The sequence below is a fragment of the Bradyrhizobium sp. genome (genome assembly GCF_019242285.1).
Lineage (GTDB): Bacteria > Pseudomonadota > Alphaproteobacteria > Rhizobiales > Xanthobacteraceae > Bradyrhizobium.
In genome coordinates this window covers 1-11,643 of the sequence record NZ_JAFAVV010000581.1, presented here as the reverse complement: position 1 = coordinate 11,643, position 11,643 = coordinate 1, and the positions used below count along the sequence as shown (strand labels likewise).

The window sequence follows — 11,643 nt, the reverse complement described above, 5'->3', positions numbered from 1 at the left end:
CGGAAGTGCACGTGTTGGATGCCGGCCATTTCGCGCTCGACGAAGCCGTCGATGACATCGCCAGGCTGATGCGCGACTTCCTAGCGAAAGTACCGGCCGACTCGCGCCCCTGAGCGGCGACGAGGAACCGCCCCGGCGCCGATGAGGGCGCCGGGCATCCGGTGTCTGCGAAGCTAGATTCTTCGCCTGCGCGACATCCCGACTACGGCCGAGACCAGGAACAGCACGAGGGCGACGAAGAAGATGATCTTGGCAATTTCGACGGAGGCGCCGGCGATGCCGCCAAAGCCGAGAATGCCAGCGATCAGCGCGATAATGAGGAAGGTGACAACCCAACCCAGCATGGTGCGAACCTCTATTTGACGTGTGGACCAACGGGCAGCGGTGAGCGACTGCGATCGCCCAACCAATGCCGTCGCGGGAACAAAGGTTCCTTCAGGCGCGCCGAGGAAAATTCACGGGCGTCAGGAACAAAACTGGCCGCATCCGCCACGAAACAGGCGCTGCCGCACCCGTCGGCCAATCTGTAAATCCGCCGCGGCCGTCCCCATATCGTTCGACAATCCTGTTAAGAAGGCTCAACTTTGCCGCCCCGCGGTGTCATCGTGGGCCGGCACGAACGATTCGCATGACCGAGCCGAGCAAGCTGAGCCACCCGAGCGTCCCCGACCACCAGCCCAGGGCTGGCGGCATCGCTGCGCGCGCCCGCGCCGCGGCCGGCCCGAAATACCTTGACGGGCTCAATCCCGAGCAGCGCGAAGCGGTGGAGACGCTCGACGGTCCCGTGCTGGTGCTGGCCGGCGCCGGCACCGGCAAGACGCGCGTGCTGACCACGCGCGTCGCCCACATCCTGAGCCTCGGGCGCGCCCGTCCCAACGAGATTCTCTCCGTCACCTTCACCAACAAGGCCGCGCGCGAGATGAAGGTCCGCCTCAGCCAGATGCTGGGCCAGGCGGTGGAGGGCATGCCATGGCTCGGCACCTTTCACTCGATTGGTGGCCGTATTCTGCGCACCCATGCCGAGATGGCGCAGCTCAAGTCGAACTTCACCGTGCTCGATGTCGACGACCAGGTGCGGCTGCTGAAGCAGTTGCTGCAGGCCGAGGACATCGACGACAAGCGCTGGCCCGCGCGCATGCTCGCCGGCCTGATCGACGGCTGGAAGAACCGCGGCCTCGCCCCGTCGCAGGTGCCGGCCGCCGAAGCCGCGATGTTCGCCAATGGCAAGGGCGGCAAGCTCTATGCAAGCTATCAGGAGCGGCTGAAGATCCTCAACGCCGCCGATTTCGGCGATCTGCTGCTGGAGAACATCCGCATCTTCCGCGAGCACCCCGACGTGCTCAGGCAATACCAGACGAGGTTCAAGTTCATCCTGGTCGACGAGTACCAGGACACCAATGTCGCGCAATATCTGTGGCTGCGGCTGCTCGCGCAGGCGCCGTCGCCGCCCACCTCTCCCCGCGCGCGGGGAGAGGTCGCATCGCGCCGCGATGCGAATGAGGGGGACTCTCCACCTGCTGTGCTCGTGGAGAGAGCCCCTCACCCCAGCCCTCTCCCTCTCCCCGTGAGGAACGGGGAAAGGGAGCAGAGTGGGCCTGCAATTTCCCCCAAGAACATCTGCTGCGTCGGTGACGACGATCAGTCGATCTATGGCTGGCGCGGCGCGGAGGTCGACAACATCCTGCGCTTCGAGCACGACTTTCCCGGCGCCAAGGTGATCCGGCTGGAGCGCAACTACCGCTCGACCGGCCACATCCTCGCCGCAGCGTCCTATTTGATCGCGCACAATGAGGGCCGGCTCGGCAAGACCCTGCGCACCGAGGACGTCGCCGGCGAGAAGGTCACCGTCACCGGCGCCTGGGACTCCGAGGAAGAAGCGCGCGCGATCGGCGAGGAGATCGAGGAACTGCAGCGCCGGAGCGAGAAGCTCAACGAGATCGCGATCCTGGTGCGCGCCTCCTACCAGATGCGCGAGATCGAGGACCGTTTTGTCACCCTCGGCCTGTCCTATCGCGTGATCGGTGGTCCGCGGTTCTACGAGCGGGCCGAGATCCGCGACGCGCTCGCCTATCTGCGCGTGATCAATTCGCCGGCCGACGATCTCGCCTTCGAGCGCATCGTCAACGTGCCGAAGCGCGGGCTCGGCGACGCCACCGTGCAGCTCCTGCACGATCACGCCCGCAAGCGTCGCATTCCGCTGTTCGAGGCGGCGCGCGCGATGGTCGAAACCGACGAGCTGAAGCCGAAGGCACGCGGCAGCCTGCGCGACCTGATCGTGCAGTTCGACCGCTGGCGCGTGCAGCGCGAGGTGACGTCGCATACCGAGCTCGCCCAGATCATGCTGGACGAGAGCGGCTACACCGACATGTGGCAGAAGGACCGTTCTGCCGACGCCGCCGGCCGCCTGGAGAACCTCAAGGAGCTGGTGCGCTCGATGGAGGAGTTCGAGAACCTGCAAGGGTTCCTCGAGCACATTGCGCTGGTGATGGATCGGGACGGCGACGGCGAGGACGACGCGGTGTCCTTGATGACGCTGCATTCGGCCAAGGGCCTGGAGTTCGACAACGTGTTCCTGCCGGGCTGGGAGGAAGGCCTGTTCCCGAGCCAGCGCACGCTCGACGAGCAGGGCCGCGCCGGCCTCGAGGAGGAGCGCCGGCTCGCCCATGTCGGGCTGACCCGCGCCCGGCGGCGCGCGAAAATCTATTTCGCCACCAACCGCCGCATCCACGGTTCCTGGACCACCACGATTCCCTCGCGCTTCCTCGATGAACTGCCGCAGGCCAGCGTCGAGATCACGGAGTCGAAAGGCGGTGGCGGCTGGGGCGGCGCCGGCGGCTACGGCCCCTCGCGCTTCGACGACATGGATTCCTTCGGCTCGAGCTACCGCACCCCCGGCTGGCAGCGCGCGCAGGCCGCGCGCGACCGCGGCCGCAACGGCCAGGGCCAGGCCCGCGGCGGCTTTGACGATGAGCAGTCGCCATTTTCAGGCTCGCGCAGCAATGCCTCCGGACGTGGCGAGTTCGGCGGCTTCGGCCGCAAGAAGCGCGCGCCGATCACCATCGAGGGCGAGCTGGTCGCGAAATCCACCGGCACGGTCTCGGAATTTTCGTTGGAGGACCGTGTCTTCCACCAGAAATTCGGCTATGGCCATGTCGTGAAGGTCGACGGCAACAAACTCACCATCGCCTTCGACAAGGCCGGCGAGAAGAAGGTGGTCGATACGTTCGTGGAGCGGGCGTCGTAGGCCGCAGCATGACCCCGCCGACCCCTCCCCTCCTCATCCGCGCCGCCGACGGCGCGACCGCCGCCTCTGCCTGACTCAATACAACCAGCCAGTGTTGCCGCCCTGCCCTTGACCGCCGCGCGCGTCATCGGGAAAGATGGCGCCATGTTTAAGGGCTGCTCGATTTTTCTCATTTTCACCTTCGCAACGGCGGCATCGGCGCAAGCCGAGACGATGACTTTTTCCGACGCCGCCGGGATGCTGGCGAAGAGCTGCGCCGCCGACATCGACACCAATTGCCGCGGCGTCAGCTTCGACGCGAATCGCCTGAAGGAGTGCCTTTCGCGCAACAGGGACGCGCTCTCGCCGCAGTGCAGGAGCGACTACCTCACGAGCTTCGATGCGATCCAGAAGCGCGTCGCCGCGCGCGTCACGGTGGCCAATGCCTGCGGGCGCGAGATCGTCAAGCTGTGCAACGGCTCGACCAAGGAGACCTCGAAGTCCATCCCCTGCCTGATCGCGGCCCAGGGCGTCAGCCGGAACTGCACCCAGGCCATCGACAACGCAGGGTATCGGTGATGGGCGCCACCCGTCGCATCCTGGGGCTCGCGGCGCTGGCCACCCTGATGCTGGCCACCGCCTCGCGCGGCCAGGCTCTTCCGGAGCGCGACGAGATCGTCAACGCGCTGAGCCAATTCGACAGCGCGCCCGACATCGACGTCATGGCGCTGCGCCAGAAGGCGCAGGAGAAATCGCGCTCGCGCGGACGCAACGAGCCGCCGCCGACCCAGCGGGTGCCGGTGGCGCCGGAGTTGCAAAGCCTGCCGACCTTCACCCTCGACATCCATTTCGACACCGACACGCCGGTGGTGCGGCCGGATTCCTACCAGACGGTCGGCCGCCTCGCCGACGCCTTCGTCAATGCCAAGCTGCAGCCCTACAGCTTCCTGGTGGTCGGTCACTCGGACTCGACCGGACGGCGCGAGGCCAGCCTGATCCTGAGCCAGCGCCGCGCCGACGCGGTCCGTGACGTGCTGGTCAATACCTTCAAGATATCGGCGAAGCGGTTCCAGACCCTCGGCCTCGGCGAGGAGCAGTTCATCGATCCCGCGCGTCCGACCTCGCCGGCCAACCTGCAGATCCAGATCGTCACGGTAGGGAAAATGGCCGATCAGGAACCGCCGCCGGCCGAGCCGGCCGCCGCACCGGCGCCGGCGAAGAAGACAGGGAAGAAGAAGCACTGATCGGTCGACTCTGACCCTGGAACTCGATCGCGTGTCGTCATGACCCACTATATCGCCATCATCGAGGATGCCGGTCCAGATCACGCGGTGGGCGTGTGGTTTCCGGACCTTCCAGGCTGCACCTCCGCGGGCGATGACATCGACGAAGCCCTGCGTAACGCGCCACAGGCCCTGGAGCTTTATGCGGAAGGCGTCGCCACGGATGGCAAGCCGCTGCCGCGTCCACGAAGCCTCGCGGAACTGAAGTCCGATCCGGAAGTCGCCGACGATCTCAACACCTACATGATCGCCCTGATCGAACTGCCCGCCCGGGTCCACGCGGCGGAGTAGAAATTACCGCAATCCGGCGATTGCAGAACACATTTTTTCTTCCTATCTGAGCCGTCCTCCACCCTTCGGCCGGGCCGTCGTCGCGCGTCCGGGGCCGAACGATCAGACATAAAGCCCTGCATGACGCCCATCATCTCCGTCGCCAACCTGTCGAAAACCTATGGCACCGGCTTCAAGGCGCTGACGAACGTCAATCTCGACATCGACAAGGGTGAGATTTTCGCCCTGCTCGGCCCCAACGGCGCCGGCAAGACCACGCTGATCGGCATCGTCTGCGGCATCGTCAACGCGAGCGAGGGAAGCGTCACGGTCGGCGGCCACGACATCAACCGCGACTATCGCGCCGCGCGCTCGCTGATCGGACTGGTGCCGCAGGAGCTGCATACCGACGCCTTCGAGACGGTGTGGGCGACCGCGAGTTTCAGCCGCGGCCTGTTCGGCAAGCCGAAAAACCCCGACCATATCGAGAAGGTGCTGAAGGCGCTGTCGCTGTGGGACAAGAAGGATTCCAAGATCATCACGCTGTCCGGCGGCATGAAGCGCCGCGTGATGATCGCCAAGGCGCTGTCGCACGAGCCGCAGATCCTGTTCCTGGACGAGCCGACCGCGGGCGTCGACGTCGAACTGCGCAAGGGCATGTGGGAGGTGGTGCGAGGTCTCAAGGCTTCCGGCGTCACCATCATCCTGACCACGCACTACATCGATGAGGCCGAGGAAATGGCCGACCGCGTCGGCGTCATCAACAAGGGCGAGATCATCCTGGTCGAGGACAAGGCCGATTTGATGCAGAAGCTCGGCAGGAAGCGGCTGACGCTGCACCTGCAGGGCCGGCTCGACAGGATTCCCGAGGCGCTTGCGCCCTACCATCTCGCGCTCGGCGAGGAGGGCCGGCAACTGGTCTACGACTACGACACCAGAGGCGAGCGCACCGGCATCACCAGTCTCCTCGGCGACCTGCGCAACGCCGGCATCCGCTTCGCGGATCTGGAGACCACGCAATCCTCCCTCGAAGACATCTTCGTCAGCCTGGTGCGACCGCAATGAACCACAGAGCCATCGGCGCGATCTACAAGTTCGAGATGTCGCGCACCTGGCGCACGCTGCTGCAGAGCATCGTCTCGCCGGTCGTCTCGACCTCGCTCTATTTCGTGGTGTTCGGGGCTGCGATCGGCTCGCGCATCACCGAGGTCGAGGGCGTCAGCTACGGCACCTTCATCGTGCCCGGGCTGATCATGCTGTCGGTCCTGACCCAGAGCATCATGAACGCCTCGTTCGGCATCTACTTCCCGAAATTCGTCGGCACCATCTATGAAATCCTCTCCGCGCCGGTCTCGTTCTTCGAGATCGTGCTCGGTTATGTCGGCGCGGCCGCGACCAAGTCGATCCTGCTCGGCCTGATCATCCTCGCCACCGCCGCCCTGTTCGTGCCGCTGCACATCCATCATCCGCTGTGGATGATCGCCTTCCTGGTGCTCACGGCCGTGACCTTCAGCCTGTTCGGCTTCATCATCGGCATCTGGGCCGACGGCTTCGAGAAGCTGCAGATGATCCCGATGCTGGTGGTGACGCCGCTGACGTTTCTCGGCGGCAGCTTCTATTCCGTCAACATGCTGCCGCCCACCTGGCGCGGCGTCGCCCTGCTCAATCCCGTCGTCTACCTGATCAGCGGCTTCCGGTGGAGCTTCTACGAGATCGCCGACGTCAGCGTGGCCGTCTCGATCGGCATGACGCTGGCGTTCCTGGTCATCTGCCTGATCATCGTGGCCTGGATCTTCCGCACCGGCTACCGCCTCAAGCGGTAATCCTCATGGCAGGTAACCGGTCGACATCAGCGCAGCCATCATAAGCGCAGTCATGGCGAGAATGCCGGCGGCCGTCATGAACATGAACGGCAGCGGCAGGCCGATCGGCAGCGCAGCGCTCTTAGCTTTCGTCCTGGCTCTCTTCATCTCTACGTCCTCGAAAATCCGGTATGGACCGCGCCGCCTGGTGCCTAGGTGAAACGCCGGTGCGCCCAAAAGGTTGCCTGCCTCGCGTCCATTCCGCACTGGCCTGCATCCAGCGGCCCTCGGCTGCCGCTCGCGAAAATGTCAGGCCCGATGGCCGGCCGCCGTCTTGTTTGCGCCGAGCGAAGGGTTAACGATGCCGCCGCGGGCCGCTGGAACCAAAGCCGTTCTCCGGGCATATTGATTGCCGGGGGACGGAGAGCCGCGGTGCTGTCAAACTCGAGGCCGGAGGCCACACCGAAGATGCGTTCGTTCACCATCGCGATTGCCGGATTGCTGCTGCTCTTCGGCAATGCCGCGCAGGCAAAGGTCGACATCACCGTCGACAAGGACAATCAGATGATGACCGTCGCCGTCGACGGTGTCGCGCGCTACCACTGGCCGGTCTCGACCGGCATCCCCTCGCGGGAGACGCCGAGCGGCAACTTCCGCGCCTTCCGCATGGAAGAGGATCACTTCTCCAAGGAATTCGACGACGCGCCGATGCCGCACTCGATCTTCTTCACCAAGATCGGGCATGCCATCCACGGCACCGATTCCGAGAGCCGGCTGGGCACGCCGGCCTCGCATGGCTGCGTGCGATTGTCGAAGGCCAACGCCGCGACGCTCTACGCGCTGGTCGAGGAGCAGGGCGTGCTCAACACCACGGTGACTCTGACCGGCTCGGCCCAGGTCGCGCTGGCGCGCAATCCGCGCCGCGGCCAGACCGCCGTCGCCCGCGCCGAGCAGCCGCAATACCAGCAGGCGGAGCAGCCGCAATACCAGCAGCAGGATGCCCAGGTGCAGGATACGGACTCCGGCCAGCCGGTCGTGCTGACGCCGCAGCCCCAGATGTTCCCGGGCCGCCGCATCGTGCCGCAACAGCGCCCCGACGATGGCTACATCTATCCGTCCGACGGCAGCTCGAACGCGCAGGTCTACCCGGCGCCGCGCAGCAGCGGTCGGCGCGTCTATGACGCCCAGGCCTATCCGCAGCAGCAGCCGTCCTCTCGGGATGACAGCTCGGGTTATTATCAGCGCACGCCGCCAGGCTATTACTACCAGCCGCGCCAGCAATATTATCAGCCGCGCGGCTACTATCAGAACTGACGCGCAGCAACGTATCGGGCTCGTTCGGGCGGCGGAGGCGATGGCTTCCGCCGCCCTTTGCTTGAACGCGGTTTCGCCGCCTAGAGCTTCCGTTCCGATGGAATCGGAACGGAAGCTCTAGCGTTTTTGTTTTGACGCGTTTTCTTCATGCGAACCGGTATCCACTTCGCTCGAAAACGCTCTAAGGCCGCATCTTACAGCCTCGCATCGGTCCCGGAGGCGCACGGCCTGCGCACCCCGCGCATTGCGTCGCCTGCCCTTTCAGGGCCTTACCGTCATCACGCAATTTGTGATGAGGGTGTGATGGAATGTCGTCCTGGCAGTCATCCAACTGTCAAGTCCGCCCAATAGGTTCCCGCGTGACGGTTTGACTACAGTCCCTTTTGCGTGCACCAGCCGATTTTCGGAGCTTCCCATGAAACGCGGCTTCGTCGTCCTGCTTTCGGTTGGCGTCATTCTGACGCTCGGCTACTTCACGGCGACCCGATGGGCGATCCACCACAGGACCCTGGCGTTCGCGGACATGATGCGTGGTGACCGCAGCATTTCGATCGACGTCGCGGTGCGGCGCGACCGCGAAATGGAGGAAGTCGCCGACATGATCGAGCTGCCGGTCGCGATCTTAAGCCATGGCAACACGGTGAAAAATACCGAGTATTCCTTCCTCACCAATCTGTTTGCAGCGCGCGGCTATCTGGTGGCGAGCATCCAGCACGATCTCGACGGCGATGATCCCATGGTCACCAAGGCGGGCGAGGAATATGTCGGCCGCCGCATGCAATACAACCGCGGCATCGGCAATATCCTGTATGCCATCGACGAACTGAAGAAGCTCTATCCGAACGCGGATTACCGTCACCTGACGATGATCGGCCATTCCAATGGCGGCGACATCTCGATGTATTTCGCCAAGCTGCACCCAGACCTGGTGAAGAAGGTCGTGACGCTGGACAATCTGCGCGTGCCGTTCATTACCAGCGGCCAGGTCAGGATCCTGTCGTTCCGCTCGAGGGATCCGGTGTTCAAGGCTGATCCAGGCGTCGTTCCGGACGACGAGCTGTGCGCCAAGGCGGGCATCACGGTGGTGAAGACCGAGTTCCAACACAACGATCTCAGCGATCGCGGCCCGGACAGCGTCAAGCTGTCCATCCAGGACCGGGTCAATCAATTTCTCGACGACGAGGAAGGGGTCTCGCCGATGTCGCTGTTGACTGCGGCCGCACCGCCGGCGAACCCGCCCCAGGCAACGGGCAAGAACTGAGACGAACGCGCGGCAGCTATTGCTATCTGAACGCGCCGCCGCCCCGCTCGGCGATTTTCCGGACAGCGTCCGCAAAGGCGCGCGCCACCGGCTCGAGGATGTCCGGCCCGGTGTTGCCGAGGTCATCACCCGGCGTGTGAAAAAAGCGATGATAGCCGGCGAGACCAATAAAATTCGCATAGCCGGCCGCCTGGACGTCGCGCAGTTCGCCGACCGCCTGCTGCTTCGCCTCGAAACGCCTGGCCTTGAAAGTGGCAAAGCTCTCGCCGACCAGCGACGTGGCGGATGGGCTGTAGATCAGGAGGCGCTCGTCATTGACCTCGTTGGATCGCACAGGTCCCTGCGCCCCTTCGGTCCAGGCATAGCAGGCGTTCGACGAGCCGAAATGCAGCCAGGCCAGCGTCGCCTTCGGCGGCGGCGCGCCGTGCTTCAGGAACAGCTCCATGCCGCCATGACCGATCTCATGGCCGACGGTGGCGACGAACACAAAATCGAGCGGCATCTTTGCCGCGGCGACGCTGCGCGCCACCGCGAGGAAATTCGCCACGCCCGGCCCGCGCTCGCAGACACAGGTGTACCAGCCGGTCAGCGGCGTCGACACCACGACGACCGGGCCGATGCCGTCGCCCAGCCGCGCGACGACATTGCGTCCGACGACGTCGCGCCGATAGTGGCCGGCGACGTCGAAACTGAGCGGCGCGCCTGCGGCAGCCGCCCGCTCGAACAGGCCCCTCGCCCTTCCCGGCACCACCACGACCGGCACCGGCCAGGGCTTGTCCTCCTGCGTCACATTGTAGGCAAAGCGGTCATCGGCGGCATTGCCGATGATGAGCAGGATCGCGGCCGGGCCACGCGCAGCGGCTTTGGCGATCGCGGCACGATGCGAAGGACCGAGATAGGCGCCGCGGTCGTCCGGCAGGTCGAGCATCAGAATCTTGCCGGCGACATCGCCGTCGCGCGCGAGCTTCGCGGTCAGGCGAAACGAGGCCTGGTCCTCCGGCGGCCACCAGAACGGCGTCGCCTCGACCGTCGTGCCCTCGACCTCGGCGGTCGCGTGCTCGACCACATATTGCCGACCGAGCACGACCGGCTGGAATTCGACCTTGAAGCCCGCAGCCTGCATCTCCGTCGCGATCCAGTCGGTGGTGGCACGATCGCCTTCGGTGCCGAAGCGGTGCAGGCCGAACGAGGCATAGCGCGCGACGTCCTGATGAAGGTCGGCGCCGGCGAGAAAGTCCTGGGCGGCCGCCTGCTGCTCAAGTCCCACGGCTGCCGCCATCGCCAGCGGGAGCAACCATCGCCGCACCTCTATTCTCCGTCCCGCAGACGGCGGTACACGGCGCCGAGGACGTTGCAATAGTCGTCGGTCCAGACCCGCTGGCCGTTGGTCGGCTCGGTCTCGTTCCATTTGTCGGAGGCCGCGAGCGCGCCGACATCGGCCTCGTCGCGGGCCGAAACCACCACGTCGGTCGCGAAAATGTATTCGTCGTCGCGGCCGGAATCCTCGTTGAAGACCCAGCTCTTCATGTCGTTGGCGTCCGCGATGCCGACCACCACGCTTTCGAGCTCGAGATGGCGGTTGGAGACGTGCATGACGACCGCGCCCTGCGGCGCCAGCTTGTCCTTGTAGATCTGCATCGCCTGCTCCGTCGCCAGGTGAATCGGAATCGCATCCGAGGAATAGGCATCGACGATGATGAGGTCATAGACGCCGTCGGGCTCCTTCGCGAAGGTCAGCCGCGCGTCGCCGAGCACCGGCTTGAAATCCGGGGCGCAGTTCCGGATGTAGGAGAAATATTTCGGGTCGCTCGCGGCATCGACCATGGTCTGGTCGATCTCGAAGAACTTCCAGCTCTCACCGGGCTCGGCCGCGCAGGTCAGCGTGCCCGAGCCGACGCCGATCACCGCCACGCGCAGCGGCGCCCCCTTGCGCTCGCGGATCGCGGATATCGCCCGCCCGATGCCGCCGTCCTTGTGGTAGTAGGTGATCGGCTCGGGCCGGCCGGTGACGGGTGAGCCGTCATCGTTCAGGTATTTCTGCGCGCCGTGGATGGTCGTACCGTGCAGCAGCACGTGATACTGGCCGTTCGACGTCACCTGGATCTTGTGGACGCCGAAGAAGCTGCGCACCGTCTCAATCCGGCCGTCGTCGGCGGGATAGAGACGGATCAGCACCAGCGCGAGCACGACGGTCGCGAATATCTTCCAGCGCCCGGCACGCAGCAGCAGCGTCACCGCGGCCGCCAGCACGCCGACCGCGCCGGCAGCCCAGACCCGATGCTCCTGCAGCCAAGCGGTCACCTTGCCCGCCGAATAGGCCGGCACGATCAGCGCAACGGCGAGCGCGGCGAGGAGCGGCCAGTACCACCGGCTCCAGCGCGGCAGCCGCTCCGCCTCGTCGGTCGGGCGGCACAGCGCCGCCAGCGCCACCAGGATCGGATATTCGGCGATCCAGGAGAACACGAAGGGCGAGATCAGCCCGGCGAACAA

The 11,643-nt window shown here is 65.3% G+C and carries 12 protein-coding genes; 8 read left to right on the top strand and 4 right to left on the bottom strand.

Annotated elements, in window-relative coordinates:
- Positions 1–173 precede the first annotated feature (173 nt).
- Positions 174–344, bottom strand: a complete 171-nt coding sequence (locus JOY90_RS23700) for a DUF1328 domain-containing protein (RefSeq protein ID WP_291693543.1) — start codon at positions 342–344, stop codon at positions 174–176.
- A gap of 284 nt (positions 345–628) precedes the next feature.
- Here JOY90_RS23700 and JOY90_RS23695 point away from each other — a divergent pair, with 284 nt between their 5' ends.
- The 6 genes from JOY90_RS23695 to JOY90_RS23670 all read left to right on the top strand — a co-directional run bounded on the left by JOY90_RS23695 (position 629) and on the right by JOY90_RS23670 (position 6,599).
- Positions 629–3,244, top strand: coding sequence for an ATP-dependent helicase (locus tag JOY90_RS23695; protein ID WP_291693542.1), 2,616 nt, complete (start codon positions 629–631; stop codon positions 3,242–3,244).
- A 144-nt stretch (positions 3,245–3,388) separates the two neighbouring features.
- Complete coding sequence (locus JOY90_RS23690; RefSeq protein WP_367276987.1) at positions 3,389–3,802, top strand: hypothetical protein; 414 nt, start codon at positions 3,389–3,391, stop codon at positions 3,800–3,802.
- Positions 3,802–4,467 carry an OmpA family protein gene (locus tag JOY90_RS23685; protein WP_291693540.1) on the top strand — a complete coding sequence of 222 codons (666 nt, stop codon included), beginning with the start codon at positions 3,802–3,804 and terminating at the stop codon, positions 4,465–4,467. The genes JOY90_RS23690 and JOY90_RS23685 overlap by 1 nt, the downstream gene beginning before the upstream one ends.
- 39 nt (positions 4,468–4,506) lie before the next feature.
- Positions 4,507–4,797, top strand: a complete 291-nt coding sequence (locus JOY90_RS23680; protein ID WP_291693539.1) for a type II toxin-antitoxin system HicB family antitoxin — start codon at positions 4,507–4,509, stop codon at positions 4,795–4,797.
- A 120-nt stretch (positions 4,798–4,917) separates the two neighbouring features.
- A complete protein-coding gene (locus JOY90_RS23675; RefSeq protein WP_291693538.1) occupies positions 4,918–5,841 on the top strand; it encodes an ABC transporter ATP-binding protein in 924 nt (307 codons plus the stop codon).
- Complete coding sequence (locus JOY90_RS23670; RefSeq protein ID WP_291693537.1) at positions 5,838–6,599, top strand: ABC transporter permease; 762 nt, start codon at positions 5,838–5,840, stop codon at positions 6,597–6,599. Before JOY90_RS23675 ends, JOY90_RS23670 begins: the two co-directional genes overlap by 4 nt.
- Positions 6,600–6,602: 3 nt before the next feature.
- Here the strand turns inward: JOY90_RS23670 and JOY90_RS23665 are convergent, their stop codons facing one another.
- On the bottom strand, positions 6,603–6,746 hold the full coding sequence (locus JOY90_RS23665; RefSeq protein ID WP_291693536.1) for a hypothetical protein: 144 nt from the start codon (positions 6,744–6,746) through the stop codon (positions 6,603–6,605).
- A gap of 300 nt (positions 6,747–7,046) precedes the next feature.
- Between JOY90_RS23665 and JOY90_RS23660 the strand changes: the two genes are divergently transcribed.
- Both JOY90_RS23660 and JOY90_RS23655 read left to right on the top strand, forming a co-directional pair.
- Positions 7,047–7,892, top strand: a complete 846-nt coding sequence (locus tag JOY90_RS23660) for a L,D-transpeptidase (RefSeq protein WP_291693544.1) — start codon at positions 7,047–7,049, stop codon at positions 7,890–7,892.
- A gap of 415 nt (positions 7,893–8,307) precedes the next feature.
- Positions 8,308–9,153: an alpha/beta fold hydrolase gene (locus tag JOY90_RS23655; RefSeq protein ID WP_291693535.1), complete on the top strand. Its 846-nt coding sequence runs from the start codon at positions 8,308–8,310 to the stop codon at positions 9,151–9,153.
- 22 nt (positions 9,154–9,175) lie between these two features.
- On the opposite strand, the gene JOY90_RS23650 is transcribed toward JOY90_RS23655, so the two are convergent.
- Entirely contained in the window at positions 9,176–10,459 is a 1,284-nt protein-coding gene (locus JOY90_RS23650) for a hypothetical protein (protein ID WP_291693534.1), read from the bottom strand.
- A gap of 2 nt (positions 10,460–10,461) precedes the next feature.
- Positions 10,462–11,643, bottom strand: a 1,182-nt coding sequence (locus JOY90_RS23645; RefSeq protein ID WP_291693533.1) for a spermidine synthase, incomplete at its 5' end; no start/stop codon positions are given.

Coding starts and splice junctions, on each gene's coding strand:
- JOY90_RS23700 (WP_291693543.1), bottom strand. CDS start 344: ATGCTGGGTTGGGTTGTCACCTTCCTCATTATCGCGCTGATCGCTGGC.
- JOY90_RS23695 (WP_291693542.1), top strand. CDS start 629: ATGACCGAGCCGAGCAAGCTGAGCCACCCGAGCGTCCCCGACCACCAG.
- JOY90_RS23690 (WP_367276987.1), top strand. CDS start 3,389: ATGTTTAAGGGCTGCTCGATTTTTCTCATTTTCACCTTCGCAACGGCG.
- JOY90_RS23685 (WP_291693540.1), top strand. CDS start 3,802: ATGGGCGCCACCCGTCGCATCCTGGGGCTCGCGGCGCTGGCCACCCTG.
- JOY90_RS23680 (WP_291693539.1), top strand. CDS start 4,507: ATGACCCACTATATCGCCATCATCGAGGATGCCGGTCCAGATCACGCG.
- JOY90_RS23675 (WP_291693538.1), top strand. CDS start 4,918: ATGACGCCCATCATCTCCGTCGCCAACCTGTCGAAAACCTATGGCACC.
- JOY90_RS23670 (WP_291693537.1), top strand. CDS start 5,838: ATGAACCACAGAGCCATCGGCGCGATCTACAAGTTCGAGATGTCGCGC.
- JOY90_RS23665 (WP_291693536.1), bottom strand. CDS start 6,746: ATGAAGAGAGCCAGGACGAAAGCTAAGAGCGCTGCGCTGCCGATCGGC.
- JOY90_RS23660 (WP_291693544.1), top strand. CDS start 7,047: ATGCGTTCGTTCACCATCGCGATTGCCGGATTGCTGCTGCTCTTCGGC.
- JOY90_RS23655 (WP_291693535.1), top strand. CDS start 8,308: ATGAAACGCGGCTTCGTCGTCCTGCTTTCGGTTGGCGTCATTCTGACG.